This window comes from Nonomuraea antri, assembly GCF_013283785.1.
In the GTDB taxonomy this organism is placed as follows: Bacteria; Actinomycetota; Actinomycetes; order Streptosporangiales; family Streptosporangiaceae; genus Nonomuraea; species Nonomuraea antri.
On record NZ_JABCPZ010000075.1, the window covers coordinates 1 to 16,418 of the forward strand.

At 71.4% G+C, this 16,418-nt stretch carries 15 protein-coding genes; 10 read left to right on the forward strand and 5 right to left on the reverse strand.

Features of this window, described 5'->3' with window-relative positions:
- The 8 genes from HII36_RS24195 to HII36_RS24230 form a co-directional block, all read left to right on the forward strand.
- The coding region (locus tag HII36_RS24195; RefSeq protein WP_236003821.1) for a LiaF domain-containing protein at positions 1-804 on the forward strand (804 nt) is incomplete at its 5' end.
- Positions 794-997, forward strand: coding sequence for a hypothetical protein (locus HII36_RS24200; protein WP_173525527.1), 204 nt, complete (start codon positions 794-796; stop codon positions 995-997). The genes HII36_RS24195 and HII36_RS24200, both read left to right, overlap by 11 nt.
- 71 nt (positions 998-1,068) lie before the next feature.
- The gene (locus tag HII36_RS24205) at positions 1,069-1,551 is read left to right on the forward strand and encodes a (2Fe-2S)-binding protein (protein ID WP_173525528.1); all 483 of its coding nucleotides are present in this window, start codon (positions 1,069-1,071) and stop codon (positions 1,549-1,551) included.
- Positions 1,548-3,905, forward strand: a complete 2,358-nt coding sequence (locus HII36_RS24210) for a xanthine dehydrogenase family protein molybdopterin-binding subunit (protein WP_173525529.1) — start codon at positions 1,548-1,550, stop codon at positions 3,903-3,905. The genes HII36_RS24205 and HII36_RS24210 overlap by 4 nt, the downstream gene beginning before the upstream one ends.
- Entirely contained in the window at positions 3,902-4,756 is an 855-nt protein-coding gene (locus HII36_RS24215; RefSeq protein ID WP_173525530.1) for an FAD binding domain-containing protein, read from the forward strand. The genes HII36_RS24210 and HII36_RS24215 overlap by 4 nt, the downstream gene beginning before the upstream one ends.
- A 134-nt stretch (positions 4,757-4,890) precedes the next feature.
- Positions 4,891-5,658 carry an SRPBCC family protein gene (locus HII36_RS24220; protein WP_173525531.1) on the forward strand — a complete coding sequence of 256 codons (768 nt, stop codon included), beginning with the start codon at positions 4,891-4,893 and terminating at the stop codon, positions 5,656-5,658.
- A gap of 88 nt (positions 5,659-5,746) precedes the next feature.
- A complete protein-coding gene (locus HII36_RS24225) occupies positions 5,747-8,428 on the forward strand; it encodes a bifunctional glycosyltransferase/CDP-glycerol:glycerophosphate glycerophosphotransferase (protein WP_173525532.1) in 2,682 nt (893 codons plus the stop codon).
- Positions 8,425-9,489, forward strand: coding sequence for a glycosyltransferase (locus tag HII36_RS24230; protein ID WP_173525533.1), 1,065 nt, complete (start codon positions 8,425-8,427; stop codon positions 9,487-9,489). Before HII36_RS24225 ends, HII36_RS24230 begins: the two co-directional genes overlap by 4 nt.
- A gap of 19 nt (positions 9,490-9,508) precedes the next feature.
- Here the strand turns inward: HII36_RS24230 and HII36_RS24235 are convergent, their stop codons facing one another.
- The 3 genes from HII36_RS24235 to HII36_RS24245 are packed head-to-tail and all read right to left on the reverse strand — an operon-like array spanning position 9,509 to position 12,898.
- Positions 9,509-10,561 carry a sulfotransferase family protein gene (locus HII36_RS24235; protein ID WP_173525534.1) on the reverse strand — a complete coding sequence of 351 codons (1,053 nt, stop codon included), beginning with the start codon at positions 10,559-10,561 and terminating at the stop codon, positions 9,509-9,511.
- 21 nt (positions 10,562-10,582) lie between these two features.
- Positions 10,583-11,407 (reverse strand): CDP-alcohol phosphatidyltransferase family protein, encoded by an 825-nt coding sequence (locus HII36_RS24240; RefSeq protein ID WP_236003822.1) that lies wholly within the window; start codon positions 11,405-11,407, stop codon positions 10,583-10,585.
- A 48-nt stretch (positions 11,408-11,455) separates the two neighbouring features.
- Positions 11,456-12,898: a glycosyltransferase family 2 protein gene (locus tag HII36_RS24245; protein ID WP_173525536.1), complete on the reverse strand. Its 1,443-nt coding sequence runs from the start codon at positions 12,896-12,898 to the stop codon at positions 11,456-11,458.
- Positions 12,899-13,005: 107 nt separating this feature from the next.
- Between HII36_RS24245 and HII36_RS24250 the strand changes: the two genes are divergently transcribed.
- Positions 13,006-13,506, forward strand: a complete 501-nt coding sequence (locus tag HII36_RS24250) for a GNAT family N-acetyltransferase (protein WP_173525537.1) — start codon at positions 13,006-13,008, stop codon at positions 13,504-13,506.
- Entirely contained in the window at positions 13,503-14,546 is a 1,044-nt protein-coding gene (pseI, locus tag HII36_RS24255) for a pseudaminic acid synthase (protein WP_173525538.1), read from the forward strand. The genes HII36_RS24250 and pseI overlap by 4 nt, the downstream gene beginning before the upstream one ends.
- 10 nt (positions 14,547-14,556) lie before the next feature.
- On the opposite strand, the gene HII36_RS24260 is transcribed toward pseI, so the two are convergent.
- Positions 14,557-15,672: a PseG/SpsG family protein gene (locus HII36_RS24260; protein WP_217369893.1), complete on the reverse strand. Its 1,116-nt coding sequence runs from the start codon at positions 15,670-15,672 to the stop codon at positions 14,557-14,559.
- Positions 15,669-16,388, reverse strand: coding sequence for a glycosyltransferase family protein (locus HII36_RS24265; RefSeq protein WP_328807856.1), 720 nt, complete (start codon positions 16,386-16,388; stop codon positions 15,669-15,671). The genes HII36_RS24260 and HII36_RS24265 overlap by 4 nt, the downstream gene beginning before the upstream one ends.
- Positions 16,389-16,418: the final 30 nt, after the last annotated feature.

Here is a 16,418-nt window from a genome sequence, read left to right on the forward strand (position 1 = left end):
GAGCCCAGCCGTCCTGAGCCCAGCCGTCCTGAGCCCGGCAGGCCGTCCCCGCGCCAGAGCCCGTACGGCGAGCCGTTCGCCCCGAACGGCCCCTACCGCCCGCTCGACCCGGCGCGCCGGCCCGGCGGCTACTCGCCCTACGACCCGGCCCTGTACGGCGGCCCGCCGCCGCAGCGGAAGAAGGAACCCCGCCCCCGGTCGTACATCGGCCCCATCACCATCTTGCTGGCAATCATCATTGGAGGGATCGTCGTGGCGGTCCAAGCCAGATCGGCCGCCGGAGTGAGCCCGACCCTGGTGGGCGGCGCCGTGCTGGTCACCATCGGAGCCGGCCTGCTGCTCGCCGCCTGGTGGGGCAGGGGCGCCGGGCTGGTCGCCGCGGGCACCACGGTCGCGCTGCTGATCGGTGTCGGGCTGATGTTCGGCGGCCTGCCACGCAACTACGGCGAGTTCGACTGGCAGCCGACCAGCGTGGCCGAGGCGAGCAGGCTCTACGACGCGGGCGTGGGCGAGGGCCGGCTGGACCTGTCGGAGCTGAAGCTGAGCCCGGGCACGCGGGTCACGTTCAACGCGGCGATCTCGATCGGCGAGCTGACGGTGATCGTCCCCGCGGACGTCAAGGTCGAGGTGCACGCCACCAACAAGATCGGCGACATCAAGATCGGCCAGTCGATCCAGAGCGGCGTCGGCATCGAGCACGACAAGATCCTGGAACCGGAGACCAGGCCGAAGACGGCCGTCTCCACGATCGTGCTGAACCTGAAGGGCGGCCTGGGCGACATGGAGGTGCGGCGTGCCGCGTGAGGTGGAGCGGCCGCGCCGCCTGCACAGGACGGACTGGATGGCCCTGCTCAGCGGGGTCCTGTTCGTGGTGCTCGGCATCCTGATCCTGACTCGGTCGATCACCGATGCGCTGGTGTTGATCCCGGTCACGGTGGTGGGGCTGGGGTTCGCGGGACTGGTTTCGATCTTTGCTCGGATGATCCGGCGTAAGTGACCCTTGACCGGGAAAAACCCCGGCGTAGGTTGGCGTGTGTCCGCCTTTCCCCTGCTCCTGAGGGAGGACGTATGCCCCGAATCACCGTCACTGTCGACGGGGTCAAGTACGAGGAGGACGTCGAGCCGCGGCTCCTGCTCGTTCACCTGCTACGAGAACGGCTGGGCAAGACCGGCACCCCGGTCGGCTGCGACACCAGCAACTGCGGCGCCTGCACGATCATGATGGACGGCAAGAGCGTCAAGAGCTGCTCGGTGCTCGCCGTCCAGGCCGACGGCTGCGACGTCGTCACCATCGAGGGTCTGGGCGTGAACGGGTCGATGCACCCGATGCAGCAGGCCTTCCACGAGGAACACGCGCTGCAGTGCGGCTACTGCACGCCCGGCATGGTCATGGCCGCGATCGACCTGCTGAGAGACAACCCGGAGCCGTCGGAAGAGGCGATCAGGGAGGGCCTGGAAGGCAATCTGTGCCGGTGCACCGGCTACTGCAACATCGTGCGCGCGGTACGGCGCGGCGCGCAGGAGATGGGCCAGGCGGTGAAGACGCCATGACCGAGACCGAGGTGGGCAAGGCCAGGAAACGCAAAGAGGACGCGAGACTGCTGACGGGGCGCACGCAGTGGACGGACAACCTCTCGCGTCCCGGCGTGCTGCACGTGATGTTCAAGCGCAGCCCGATGGCGCACGCCAGGATCACCCGGGTGGACGTCTCGGCGGCCCGCGGCCTGCCCGGCGTGGTGGCGGCGTTCAGCGGCCACGACTTCGAGGCGGCCGAGACCACGTTGCCGTGCGCGTGGCCGGTGGTGGAGGACATCGTCATCCCCGATCACCCGGCGATGGCCAAGGACGAGGTGCGCTACGTCGGCGAGGCGGTGGCCTGCGTGGTCGCCACGGACCGCTACCTGGCCGCCGACGCGCTCGACGCCATCGACGTCGACTACGAGCCGCTGCCGGCGGTCATGGACATGAACGAGGCGCTCACGCCGGGCAGCCCGAAGGTGCACGAGTCGGGCAATCAGGCGTACACGATGAAGAACGCGTTCGGCGACATCGAGGCGGCCTTCAGAGACGCCCCGGTCGTCATCGACCGGACCTTCATCCAGCAGCGGCTCATCCCGAGCGCGATGGAGCCGCGGGCGATCCTGTGCGACACCGACGGCGACGCGTTCACGCTCTGGTCGTCCACGCAGATCCCGCACGTGCTGCGGGTCATGCTGGCGGTCACGACCGGCATCCCGGAGCACAAGCTGCGCGTGGTCGCGCCCGACGTGGGCGGCGGCTTCGGCTCGAAGCTGCAGGTGACCGCGGAGGAGGTGCTCTGCCTGCTGCTCACGCGGCGGCTGGGCCGTCCGGTGAAGTGGACCGAGTCGCGCTCGGAGGGCAACCACACCGTGCACCACGGGCGCGACCAGATCCAGCATGTGCGCATCGCCGCCAACGCCGACGGCCGGCTGCGCGGCCTGCAGGTGGAGCTGCTCGCCGACATGGGCGCCTACTTCCTGCTGCTCACGCCGGGCATCCCGCTGCTCGCCGGCAGCATGTGCAACGCGATCTACAAGATGGACGCCTACGAGTTCGCCTGCACCGGCGTGTTCACCACGAAGATGCCGACCGACGCCTACCGGGGCGCCGGCCGTCCCGAGGCGACGTACCTGATCGAGCGGATCATGGACGAGCTCGCCGCCGAGCTGCGTCTCGACCCGCTGGAGGTGCGCAGGCGCAACTGGATCAAGCACGAGGAGTTCCCGTTCACCACGATCTCCGGTCTCACCTACGACTCGGGCAACTACGAGGCGGCCACCGACCGGGCGATGGCGTTGTTCGGCTACGACAAGCTGCGGGCCGAACAGGCCGACCGGCGTGACCGGGGCGACCCGGTGCAGCTCGGCATCGGCGTCAGCACGTACACGGAGATGTGCGGGCTGGCCCCGTCCAGGCTGCTGGGCGGCGCCAGGTTCGGGGCGGGCGGCTGGGAGCACGGCTCGGTGCGGGTGCTGCCGACGGGCAAGATCGAGGTCATCACCGGCTCGACGCCGCACGGGCAGGGGCACGTGACCGCGTGGAGCCAGATCGTGGCCGACGCGCTCGGCGTGCCGTTCGAGGACATCACCGTGCTGTACGGCGACACCGCGATCTCGTACAAGGGCATGGACACCTACGGCTCGCGCTCGCTGGTCATCGGCGGCGTGGCGGTGCTCAAGGCGTGCGAGAAGGTCCGGGAGAAGGCCCGCAAGCTGGCCGCGCACCTGCTCGAATGCTCGCCCGACGACCTGGAGTTCGCGGGCGGCGCGTTCAAGGTGCGGGGCACCGACTCCCAGAAGACCATCCAGGAGCTGGCGTTCGCCGCGTTCACCGCGCACGACCTGCCCGACGGCGTGGAGCCGAGGCTCGACTCCGAGGCCACCTTCGACCCGGAGAACTACTCCTTCCCGCACGGCACCCACCTGTGCGCGGTGGAGGTGGACACCGAGACGGGCCAGGTGAAGATCCGCTCGTACGTGGCCGTGGACGACATCGGCAAGGTGGTGAACCCGCTGATCGCCGAGGGTCAGGTGCACGGCGGCATCGCCCAGGGCGTCGCGCAGGCCCTGTTCGAGGAGGCCGTCTACGACGCCGAGGGCAACCTGCTGACCTCCACGATGGCCGACTACCTGCTGCCGTCGGCCGCCGATCTGCCCACGTTCGTCACCGACCGCACGGAGACGCCGGCCACGGGCAACCCGCTGGGCGCCAAGGGCGTGGGCGAGGCGGGCACGATCGCCTCGACGCCGGCCGTGGTCAACGCGGTCGTCGACGCGCTGCGCCCGCACGGGGTGCACGACGTCCAGATGCCGTGCACGCCGGAACGGGTCTGGCGGGCGCTGGCCGGAGCCCAGGCGGGAGCACAGGGAGTGATGCCGCGATGATCCCCGCGCAGTTCGACTACGTGCGGCCCGGCTCGATCGAGGAGGCCTGCCGGGCCCTGGCCGCGGACGAGGACGCCAAGGTCCTGGCCGGCGGCCAGTCGTTGCTGCCGCTGCTGCGGATGCGGCTGGCCTACCCGTCCACACTGGTGGACGTGGGCCGGCTGCCCGGGCTGATGGGCGTGCACGACCGGGGCGACCATGTGTTCATCGGCGCGCTGGCCACGCACGACGAGGTCATGCGTTCCGGCGTGATCAACGCCGACTGCCCGCTGATCGCCAAGGCCGCCGCCGCCGTGGCCGACCCGGCGGTGCGGCACCGGGGCACGTTCGGCGGCTCGCTGGCCCACGCCGATCCTGCGAGCGACCTGCCGGCCGTGGTGCTGGCGCTGGACGGCGTGCTCGTGACCGCGTCGGAGCGGGGCGAACGGGAGATCCCGGCCGCCGAGTTCTTCGTCGACTACCTGGAGACCGCGTTGCGTCCCGGAGAGATCCTGGTCGGGGTGCGTGTCCCCAAGCTGGGCGCGGGCTGGGGCTACCACTATGAGAAGTTCCACCGCACGGCGCAGGCCTGGGCGATCGTCGGCGTGGCCGCGGCGGTCAGGCGTTCCAACGGCTCGATCCAGGAGGCCAGGATCGCCCTGACCAACATGGGTCCGGTGCCGTTGCGCGCCCGGGCGACGGAGTCCGCGCTGCAGGGCTTGGAGCTGGGCGACCAGGTGCGCCAGGCGTGCGCGGAGGCGGACGCCGACACCTCGCCGCCCGGCGATCTGCACGCTCAGCCCGACTACCGGCGGCATCTGGCCAAGGTGCTGACCCACCGCGCGGTACGCGCCGCCGCGGGCACGCCCTGACCGTCCTTTCCCGGGGCGCCTCCGCCGGGGGCGCCCCGCACGGGAGGAACGGGTTGCCGCTGAGCGGAACGGGCCTCTTCCAGGCGGCCCGGCCCCGACGTAGGGTCGCAACCACTGGGAGAAGGAGCGGATCGATGGCGATGCGGTTCGAGCACGAATTCACTGTTCCGGTTCCGATCGAGCAGGCCTGGGCGGTGCTGCTCGACGTCGAGCGGGTCGCGCCCTGCCTGCCCGGGGCGACGCTCGACATCTTCGAAGGCGACGAGTTCACCGGCAGGATGAAGGTCAAGGTCGGCCCGATCACCGTGACCTATCGCGGCTCCGCCCGGTTCGAGGACGTGGACAAGGACCAGCACACCCTGACGATCCAGGCCTCGGGCAAGGAGGCGCGGGGCTCGGGCACGGCGGCGGCCACCGTCAAGGCCAGGCTGACCGGGGGCGACGGCTCGACCGGGGTGAGCGTCGAGACGTCGTTCAACGTGACGGGGCGTCCGGCGCAGTTCGGCCGGGGCGTGATGGCCGAGGTGGGCGCCAAGCTGATCGACAGGTTCGCGGCGAACCTGGCCGAGCTGCTGTCCGAGCCGAGCCCGCCGGAGGTGACCGCGCCCGAGCCCGAGGTCGCGGAGTCCACGGCTGAGCCGGAGTCCACGGTCGAGGAGGCGCCGGACGGCGAGCCCGTGCGGGAGAGGGCCGTGCGGGAGGAGGAGCGGCACCTGAGCGCGGTGCCCGAGCCGGTGACCCGGCCTGGCGGCACCTCGCGCACCTCGCGCACGCCCGACGAGGAGGCGCTCGACCTGCTGGAGATCGCCGGCACGCCGCTGCTCAAGCGGCTGGTCCCGATCGCCGGGGCGGCGGTGGCGCTGGTGTTCGTGGTGTGGCTGATCCGGCGTCTCATGCGCTGACCGGATACATAGGTAAAAAGACTTCAAGTACCGACATATCCCCGTTACTGCGGGCAGCCCCATACCCAGGCGCTGACTGGGGGATGGAATGCCTGACTGCACCGTGGTGGTCATCTCGTACAATGACGCGGCTCGGCTGCCGAGAGCCGTGCGCTCCGTGCTCGGCCAGTCGTTGCGCGACCTCGAAGTGATCATCGTCGACGACGCGAGCACGGACGACACGCCGCGCGTCGCCGCCGCGCTGACACGCCGTGATCCCCGGGTCCGCTACCTGCGCAGAGACGTCAACAGCGGCGGCTGCGGCGCGCCACGCAACGACGGCATCGACGCGGCCGCCGCCCCGTACCTGATGTTCCTCGACAGCGACGACGAACTGCCCAGGCACGCCTGCAAGAGCCTGCTCACCGAGATCGAGCGGACCGGCGCGGACTTCGTCTCCGGCCAGATCTCGCGGCTGTTCGAGTGGAACGGCCGGCTCAACCCGTACTACCCGTCGCTGTTCGCCAGGCGGCGGGTGGTGCACGGCATCCGCGAGGAGCCCGAGCTGTTCCTCGACTCCTTCAGCACGAACAAGCTGTACAACGTGGCCTGGCTGCGCGACAAGGTGCTGCGCTTCCCCGAGGACATCCTCTACGAGGACCACGTCTTCGCCACCGAGCTGTACGCGCTGTCACGCCGGTTCGCGATCGTGCCCTGGACGGTCTACCACTGGCACCGGGCCCGCGGCAGCGACTCGATCTCGCTCAGCATCGACGAGATGGACAACGTCCGGCAGCGGGTGATCGCCGCCAGGCTCAGCGACGACATCCTGCGCGCCTACGGCGAGGAGGACCTGGTGCCCGCGCGGCAGCACCGGTTCCTGCGCCAGGACCTGCGGGTCTACCTCAACCCGCTGCCGGCCCGCGACCTGACGTGGATCAAGGAGTTCGCCGGGGTCGTGCGGTCGTACCTGGAGGAGATGCCGGCCGGGGTGCTCGACCGGCTGGACCCGCTGACCCGGGTGTGCTGCCATCTCATCCTCGCCGGCCGGGCCGAGGACCTGCGGGTGGCGGCCGGCTCGCTGACCGGGCCGCGCGCCGCGCCCCGGGCCGCCGTGCAGTTCGACGGGCGGACGTACTGGGGCCCCACGGTCAGCCCCGGCCTGGACATCACCGCGCTGCGCCTGGCCGAGCTGCCCTTCACCGCCTCCAGGCTCAGGCACGAGGTGAGCGACCTGGCCGTCGACGGCGAACGGGTCAGGATGACCGTGCGCACCTACGACCCGTTCGGCGCGCTGCCCACGGACTGGTCGGCGTTCCTGCGGCTCGGCGCGCGGAAGATCCCGATCAGCCCGAAGCCGACCGGCACGGGCGGATACGTCAGCGAGATCACCTTCACCCCGTCGGGCCGCTGCGACCCGAGCATCGGCTTCACCCGCGCCCACGACGGGCACACCACCACCGACCGGCTCATCGTCGATCCCGCCATGGACGAGGTCGAGCTGAACGGCTGCCGCCTCAAGCCCGAGGGCTACGCCGCCTACCTGGCCGTACGCCCGCGCTCGCTGGCCCGCTCGGGCCTTCGGCTGCTCAGGCGCAAGGCGCTGAAGCGGCTCAGCACCCCGAAGAACAAGCTGCGCGTGTACAAGGCGCTGATCAAGGTGGTGCCGCGGCGTCCCGACCTGGCGCTGTTCGAGTCGGACGTGGGCAAGAGCTACGGCGGCAGCCCGCGCGCCATCTACGAGGAGCTGCGCCGCCGGGATCTGCCCATCGAGGTGGTCTGGTCGGTGGCCAGGAACCGGGCCAATTTCCCCGCCGACGCGCGCCTGGTCCGCCGGGGGAGCTGGAAGTACGTCTGGACGATGGCCCGCGCCGGCATCTGGGTCGACAGCCACGGCTTCCCGCTCGACTACCCCAAGCCGCCGGGCACCCGCTACCTGCAGACCTGGCACGGCCAGGGCATCAAGTCGATCGGCTTCGACGCGCCCGACCTGCGCTCGGACTTCGACAAGCCGCGGGCCCAGTGGCGGGCGGCGGTGGCCCGCTGGGACGCGCTGGTCTCGCCGAGCGCCGAGTTCTCCCGCGTCTTCCTGCCGTCCAACGGCTACACCGGCACCGTCTACCGGTACGGGACACCGCGCTGCGACGCCCTGGTCAACGCCGAGCCGGTGGGCGACGTGCGGGAACGGCTGGAGATCCCGCCCGGGCGGAAGATCCTGCTGTACGCGCCCACCTACCGGGACCGGCACAAGCGCAGCGGCCGGTCGGTCCGGGCGGACCTGGAGCGGATGGCCGAGGAGCTGGCCGACGAGTGGGTGGTGATCCTGCGCACGCACCCGGTCGAGCGTTACAGCCCGCCCGAGCACCTGCGGCACTTCGTCCGGCAGGCGTCGTCGTACCCGGAGATCAACGACCTGATGCTGGCCTCCGACGCGCTGCTCACCGACTACTCCTCGGTGATGTGCGACTACGCGCTCACCGGCAAGCCGATGGTGTTCTACATCGACGACTGGGACGAGTACCGGCTGTCGGAGCGCGGCGTCTACCACGACCTGCCGGCCATCGCGCCCGGCGCGTGCGTGTCCACCACGGACGAGCTGATCGCGACGCTGCGCGAGCTGCCCGAGACGCACGCCGCCTTCCAGGAGCGCTACGCGGCCTTCCGCGAGCTGTGGTGCGCCGACGAGCGCGGCGACGCCGCCGCCCGCGTCGTGGACGACTTCTTCTGCGGCCGCCGCCCCGCCGCCGCCGATCGGGAGCAGCCGCAGGTCGCCGAGGAGAGTGCCCGGTGAGCGTGGTCTTCGCCTGCCTGGACGCCGACACGCTCGGCGGCGTCCAGCAGGTGACCCACACGCTCGCCCAGGGCCTGGCGGCACGCGGGCACGAGGTGCACGTGATCGGGCTGCACCGGGCGGAACGTCCCTTCCGCTACGTCGACCGCCCGCGCTACCACCACCACGTGGTCAGCCCCGACCCGGTCGGCCGGGAGGGCCCGCTGGGCCGCCGCCGTTCGGAGCGCCGGCTGAAGCGGCTGCTCGACGGGATCCCGCCGGGCTACGCGGTGATGACCTCGCCCAGCGTGGTGACCGCGCTGAAGGACCGGCTGCCGGCCGGCTTCCGCCCGATCGGCCAGTACCACGGCTCCTTCGAGCACGCCGCCGGCTGCTGGCACCTCGGCTCGATCAGGAAGCACTATCTCGACCTCGACCAGGCGGTCTTCCTCAGCGAGGACGACGCGTGGAGCTTCTCCGAAGGCGCGTTGCTGCCCAACGCCTGGGCGCTGCCGAACCCGCTGGCGAACTGGCCTGAGGAGGTGTCCACGCTCGACGCGCCCCGCGTGCTCGGCGTCGGCAGGCTGGAGGGCGTCAAGCGGTTCGACCGGCTGATCAGCGCCTTCGCCGCGGCCCAGCCGCCACCGGGCTGGGAGCTGCACCTGATCGGCGACGGCGCGGAACGCGAGAGGCTGCGCGCGCACGCCGAGCGCGAGGAGATCGCCGACCGGGTGGTCTTCCGCGGCCTGGTGCCGGTCGCGGACATGCCGCGCGAATACCTCGACGCCTCGCTCGTCGCGCTGACCAGCGAACACGAGGGGCTGCCCGTGGTGCTGCTGGAGTCGGCCGCGCACGGCGTGCCCGCGGTGGCGTTCGACGTGTCGGGCGGCGTGCGCTCGGCCGGGCCGGTGCTGGTGCCGCCGGGCGACGTGCCGGCCTTCGCCGCCGAGCTGGCCGGGCTCATGGGCTCACGGCCGCGGCGGCGGCTGCTCGGCGCCGCCGCCCGGGCCAGGGCCGAGGCGTTCCGCCTCGACCCCGTCCTGGATCGGTGGGAGCGGCTGTTCGCCCACATCGACCGGTGAGCGAGTCCCGGGTCCGGGACTACACGGCCTGCTCGGCCACCTCGGCGTCGGAGTCAGGGCGCTGCTGCGGCACCCCGGCCAGCGACCGCTGCCCCGAGGTGAGCAGCGCGGCCACCGGGCTGGGCTCGCGCAGCCGGTTGAGCCTGTCACGGATGTGCTTGCGTGTCCTGCTGGCCTTGCGCTTCTGCATGGTCTTCTGGCAGGCCGTGATGTGCTCCTTGGCCGGCTTGGGCGCGCCGGTCAGCTCGTAGCCCATGGCCTGCAGCCGGTCGCCGAGCGTGTGCTCGCACAGCGCGATCTCCCAGTCGTCCAGCCGGTTGGCCCAGCTGCCCACGCGGCTGCGGGTGACCTCGCCGTGCGTGTTCTGGTGCCACACCTTGTGCAGCGGGACGGCCACGCTGGCCGCCTCGCGCGGGGAGATCATCGCCGGGGAGAAGTCCTCCTCCAGGAAGTGGCACAGCCGCTTCAGCTCGGTGGCCGGGTCGTCGGTCAGGTCCTCGTACTTCAGCTCGAAGTAGGTGTCCTGGGACATCGTGCGGCGCAGCTTGGCGCCGGCGTCCATGGCCTCGGCCCAGGTGGAGATCGCGTGGAAGGAGTCCAGGGTGTACCAGGGCATCTCCTTCAGCGAGGCCACGCAGTCGCGGCCGTCCCTGATGAGGTGGATGAACTGCGCGTCGGGGAACAGCCTGAGCAGCATGTCCACCTGCTTGACGTAGCTGGGCCGCTTGTCGCCCCAGCGCTTCTTGTCGAAGCGGTCGGCGTACATGCGGAACGCGGTGCCGATCACCGAGCCGAGCGAGCCCGGCCCCTCGACGGACTGGCGGACGAACTCGTTCTTGTCGATCTTGAGCTCGCGGAACTTGGTGCTGCGGTCGGTCGCGATCCATTCGGCCAGCGCCTTGCGGCGCTGCTCGGTACGCAGGTCGCCCCAGGTCCGCCGCCGGTAATAAGCGGGAACGAGGAAGCGCGTCTCTGGAGCCACGGCGATGCGGGGATGCGAGTGCAGCATGAGCTGGAGCATCGTCGTGCCGGAGCGCGGGCATCCGATGACGAAGACCGGTCGGTCGGACATTTCGTTCTAACCCCCGAAAACTTAGACGAGAACGTGCTCTCGGCTCTCCTGGGAGGCCACGCTGTGCCTGCGCGTGAAGAGCCACATCCGGTAGACAAGGAAGATCTCGTTGGCGAGGAGCAACACGCCGGCGGCCGCCGAGAGCGGGATCAGCGCCACCACGCCGATCAGGGGCGCGACGACGAACACCGCGGCGTGGAACTCGATGCCGCTGACCAGGTGCGAGCGCACCCGGTGCCGGGCCAGGAACCTGTTGAGCCGCCGCGGGAAGCTCGGCGTGCGGGGAATCCGCTCCAGCGGCTCCGGCCTCGGGTCCAGGCCCTCCTCCAGCTCCAGGCCGGCGTCCAGGTCCGATTCCGGCCGGCCCTCCCTGACGGCCTCGCGGACCCGCTTCATCTGCGGCGCGTTGACGTACCTGAACAGGTCGAGCACCGCCACCGCCGCACCCAGCACGACGTAGCTCACGTCCCCCGTGACCGCGTACTGCCCGTAGGCCAGGCCGGTGGCGCAGAGCATCACCCTGACCCGGTCCCCCACGTAGTCGAGCCAGAGGCCGAAGGGCGTGCCCGTGCCCTTGAGCCTGGCGATCTTGCCGTCCACGCAGTCGATCGTGAAGCTCAGATAGAACAGGACGGCGCCTGCCACGAGCTGGTTCATCGCGAAGCAGGCGGCCGAAACCATGCCGAGGACCAGCGAGAACACCGTGAGCCCGTTGGGCGTGATCCCCGTGCGGTTGGCCACGGAAAGGGCGACCCGGCAGGCGACCGGGTCCACGAAATACACGGTCCACCAGGAATCTCTCCGCTTGCGTGTCTCGTGGACGTCTTCCAGCGAATAGGTCCTCATGCATTCCAGCATGGCGACGCCGCGCGGTGGAACGATTACTTACTGGAACTACTGGGAGATGTCCATGCCGCTTCTTGACCAACCCGGCACGGTGAAGCGCCACGTGCCGGGCGCCTCGCCGTGCCGGAAGTGCGTCTTGAGCACCAGACCCTTGGTCTCGGCGCGCACGTGCAGCTTCCAGGTCGGGCCGCCGCGCGCCAGCAGGCTCGGGTCGATGTCGGCGACGAACCGGTGGTCGCGCAGGCGGCGCGCCTCCAGCGGCACCTTGCGCTTGCCGTCGCTCAGCCACAGGTACACCTTGCCCGGCTTGCGCTCGACCCGGTGGATCGACACCTGGCCGTGCAGCCGGAACGCGTCTCCCGTCCAGGCGCATTCGTCCACCTTGGCCACCAGCTTGAGCTCCTCGCGGGCGTCGAACACCTCGTCGGGGATGCGCAGCCGCCGGTCGCGGAAGTACGGGTAGTCGCCGTACCAGCCGACGTTGCGCAGGCCGCGGGCCACCACGCGGGTGCCGTCGACCCGGGAGCGGCGGAACTCGCGCACGTGGCACAGCTCGCGCACCAGGCCGCGGCGCAGCAGGTGCAGTTCGAGCCGGCGCAGCGACGGCGCGGCGGCCAGCGCCTGCGGGCTCAGCTCGGCCAGCCAGGCATTGCCCAGGTCCACCAGCGGCTCGTGCGCACCGCCCTCCTCCAGCGCCTGGAACAGGAACGCGATGTCCTTCTCCAGCACCAGCGCGTCGAAGGGACGCAGCAGCTCGGGCGCGCGCTCGTCCAGGAAGGCGCGTACCGACCTGATGGCGGCCAGCCGCTCGTGCAGGTTGGCCAGCTCGGCCCGACGCTGGGTGATCGAGGTCTCGCCCGACTCGCGCTTGCGCCAGTGGTAGACGACGTCGTCGAGCACGTCCACGGTGGTGGCCAGGACGTGGGCACGCATGGCGACGGGCACGTCCTCGTAGATCCCGGCGGGGAAGGACAGCTCCTGGGCCCGCCAGAAGTCCATCCGGTACACCTTGTTCCACACCGTCCTGTCCCTGACCAGCGACGTCCGGTCGGTGATGTGGGTGCACAGCTGGCGGCGCCTGAACACCTTCTCGTGCAGCGTGGACTCGGCCGTCTGACCGTCGACGATGCGCCGCACCCCGCCGCAGGCCAGGTCCGAGCCGGTCTCGCGGAGCGAGGCGACGAGCTGCCGGTAGGCGTCCGGCGGCACCACGTCGTCGCTGTCGGCGAAGGCCAGGTAGGTGCCCCTGGCCCGGCGCACCCCCTCGTCGCGGGCCGGGCCTGGACCCCGGTTCGACTGCTCGACCAGGACGAACCTCTCGTCGCGGCCGGCGAAGTCCTCGGCCACCTGCCTGCTGCCGTCCTGCGAGCCGTCGTCGACCAGGATGACCTCCAGGTCCTCGATCGTCTGGGCGGCCAGCGACTTCAGGCATTCCGTGATGTACGGCTCGACGTTGTAGAACGGGACGACGACGCTCAGCAGGGGGACCATGCCGATGTGCTCCTTGGGTCGCTGACGGGTTCGCTGATCAGCTCTTTACCGGACACGAGATCCGCTACGTTGTGCATTGTTCTGAGCACGAATAGTAAGGGGAGCAGATGCTGAGACGCGTCCAGAACCGTGATCTGCCCGAAATGCTCCGCTGGCGGAACCACCCCCGGGTACGCGCCGCCAGCTTCTCCACCCACGAGATCCCCGCCGCCGAGCACGCCCAGTGGTGGGCGGACACCAGCGCCGACCCCGGCAAGCAGGTGCTGATCTACGACCACGGCGAGCGGCCGGCCGGCGTGGTCTCCTACACCGGGCTGCATCCGGAGTCGCGCAGCGGCTATTGGGGCTACTACCTGGACCTCGACGGGCTGGAGCAGGCCGGTGCGCTGCTGGAGGCGTGGGTGGAGCTCGAACGCGAGGCCATCGACCACGCCTTCGGCCCGCTCGGCCTGACGGCGCTGCGCGGCGAGGTGCTGGCCGACAACGAGCCGGTCAGACGGCTGCACCAGCGCTTCGGCTTCAGCGAGGTCGGCGCCTACCAGCGGTGCGTCGACGGAATGGAGCGCGAGGTCATCGCGATCCAGCTGACCAAGGAGGGCCAGGAATGATCTCGATCGCGGGCCGGCCGATCGGCGTCGGGCAGCCGCCTTTCGTGGTGGCGGAGATGTCCGGCAACCACAACGGCAGCCTGGAGCGGGCGCTGGCCATCGTGGACGCGGTGGCCGACAGCGGCGCCCACGCCCTGAAGCTGCAGACCTACCGGCCGGACACGATCACCATCGACGCCGACGGCCCGGCCTTCCGCATCGGCGGCGAGCACGAGTTGTGGGGCGGCGAGCGGCTCTACCGGCTCTTCGAGCGGGCGCACACGCCCTGGGAGTGGCACGCGCCGATCTTCGACCGGGCCAGGCAGCGCGGGCTGATCGCCTTCTCCTCGCCGTTCGACCCGACGGCCGTGGAGCTGCTGGAGAAGCTGGGCGCGCCGGCGTACAAGATCGCGTCGTCGGAGATCGTGGACCTGCCGCTGATCAGGCTGGTCGCCGCGACCGGCAAGCCGCTGATCATCTCCACCGGGATGGCGTCCATCGCGGAGATCCACGCCGCCGTCGAGGCCGCCCGCGAAGCGGGCTGCGCCCAGCTCGCGGTGCTGGCCTGCACCGCCGCCTACCCCGCCGCGCCCGAGGAGAGCAACCTGCGCTCGCTGCCGCTGCTGGCCGGGCTCACCGGGGCCGTGGTGGGCGTCTCCGACCACACGCCCGGGCTCGGCGCCGCGCTGGCCGCCGTCGCCCTGGGCGCCTGCCTGATCGAGAAGCACGTCACCCGCTCCCGGGCGGAAGGCGGGGTCGACGCGGCCTTCTCGCTGGAGCCCGCCGAGCTGGCCACGCTGGTGACCGAGAGCGAGCGGGCCTGGCAGTCGCTGGGCAGCCCGGCCATCGGGCCGCGTGCCTCGGAGCGCGAGTCGCTGCGCTTCCGCCGTTCGCTGTACGTGATACGCGACGTGCGGGCCGGCGAGGCGGTGACCGAGCAGAACGTACGCTCCATCCGGCCGGCGGGCGGGCTGCCCCCGGCGGCGGCGGCCGACGTGATGGGCCGCCGCTTCACCAGGGACGCGCCCAAGGGCACCCCGCTGACCTGGGACCTCGTCTAGGGTCTGACTGTCACAGCGCGAGCAGGGCGTCGGCGACGCGTTCCCTGCCCTTGCCGTCGACCAGCCCGCCGCCCCGCCTGCCGTACTCCTCACGGCAGGCGGGGTCGGCGAGCAGGCGTGACAGCGTCTCGACCGCCGCCGGGCCCGGCGCGTCGCCGAGCCCGGCCGCCGCGCTCCTGCCCACCAGGGCCTCGTAGCCGATGAGCTGATTGTCGGCCACCCAGGTCAGCGCGGTGGGCACGCCCAGATAGAGCAGCTCCCAGCTGGCCGAGCCCGCCGCCGTGACCACCAGGTCGGCCTGGGCCATCAGCTCGGGCAGCGCGTCGGTGGGCGGGATGACCACGATGGGGCCGCGGGTCTCGAACGGTTCCTCGCTGATCACGATGGCCTCGAACGGGCGGCCCGTCGCGCACAGCGCCTCCACCCAGGCGGGCGCCACGCCGGCCGCGTCGGTGCCGCCGAAGAAGCACAACACCCTGGGCGTGCGCCCGTCGCCGCCGCCCGCGCCTCCGCCGCCCGTGTCCCGTGCGCCCGTGTCTCGGGCGACCCTGTCGCACTGGCGCACGCTGTCGCGCAGCAGGACGTAGTCGGCGCCCGCCAGCCGCTCGCCGGTGAACGGCCGCCGCTCGGCGTCGAGGTTCTGGTCGAGGTAGAGGTCGGCCTCCTGGCCGCGCGGGTCGCCGTCGACGATGGCCAGCACGGCCGCGCCGGCCTGCCTGAGCGCCGCGCCGGTGCCCGGGGCCAGCTCGTACGAGTCGAGCACCACCCTCGTCACGCCCAGCTCGCGCACCCGGGCGGCCAGCTCGGCCGGCGGCCGGGGCGCGGCGACGAGCGGCAGGTCGCGCTCGTCGAGCTGGGCCCGTGCCCACTCCGAGCCCGACACGTCGCCCAGGAAGATCACCTCGACGTCGCGCGACCGCAGCTCTTCGGCCAGCGCCACGCATCGCACCAGGTGGCCGGCCCCGCTGCGGGCGCCCGCGTCGCACCTGATGGCGACCGGTCCTGGCGCGCGCCTGGGCTCCTCGGTTCTGCTCCGCCCCGGGCGGCCGGTCAGTTCGATGGCCGGGACCTCGATCCTGCGGCGCGTGCCGCCGACCGCCGGGACTCCTACTCTGCGCCGTGTCACGCTTCCTGCAAGGCTTTCTGCTCGACGTGGGCATTGAGTCCGCGCACCTCGGGACGCGCGCGCAACCAGTCGATCAGCACCCTGGTCGGCACGGTCGCGTCGCCGAACTCGGCCACGAGGCGCGAGATCAGCCGCCAGTCGTCCTCGGTGTCGAGCGTGACCCGCAGGTCGGGCGCCGCGGGCTGGTAGGCCAGGCCGAGCAGCCGCCCGTCGCCGGGCTCGGAGTAGACGTAGGAGGTGACGTGGGTGCGGTGGTAGCCGGTGGCCTCCCGGTCCGCGCGGCGCAGCGCGGGCAGGCTCGCGATCTCGACGTCGAGGCCGCGCGGCAGCGTGCGCGCCAGGCTCGTGCTGAGGTAGTCGAGCCCGGGAACGGCCCGGTAGACCAGCGCCGCCTCCCTGATCACGGCCGGGTCGAGCAGCGGGCAGTCGGCGGTGAACCGCATCACCGCGTCGCCCGGGCGCTCGTCGAGCACCCGCATGAACCTGGTGAGCACGTCGTCGACCGGACCCCGGTGCCACGGCACTCCGAGTCTCAGGCACTCGGCGACAACCGCGTCGTCGGCCGACTCGGTGGTGGTGGCCACCACCAGGTCGTCGAGTGCGGCCGATTCGCGTACGGCGCTGACCACCCAGCTGAGCACGGAACGTCCGCCGAGATCGCGCAGCACCTTGCCCGGAAGTCTCGTCGAGCCCATCCGGGCCTGAACAATTCCCACAATGCGCACCGAAGCCCCATTCCCCCGTTG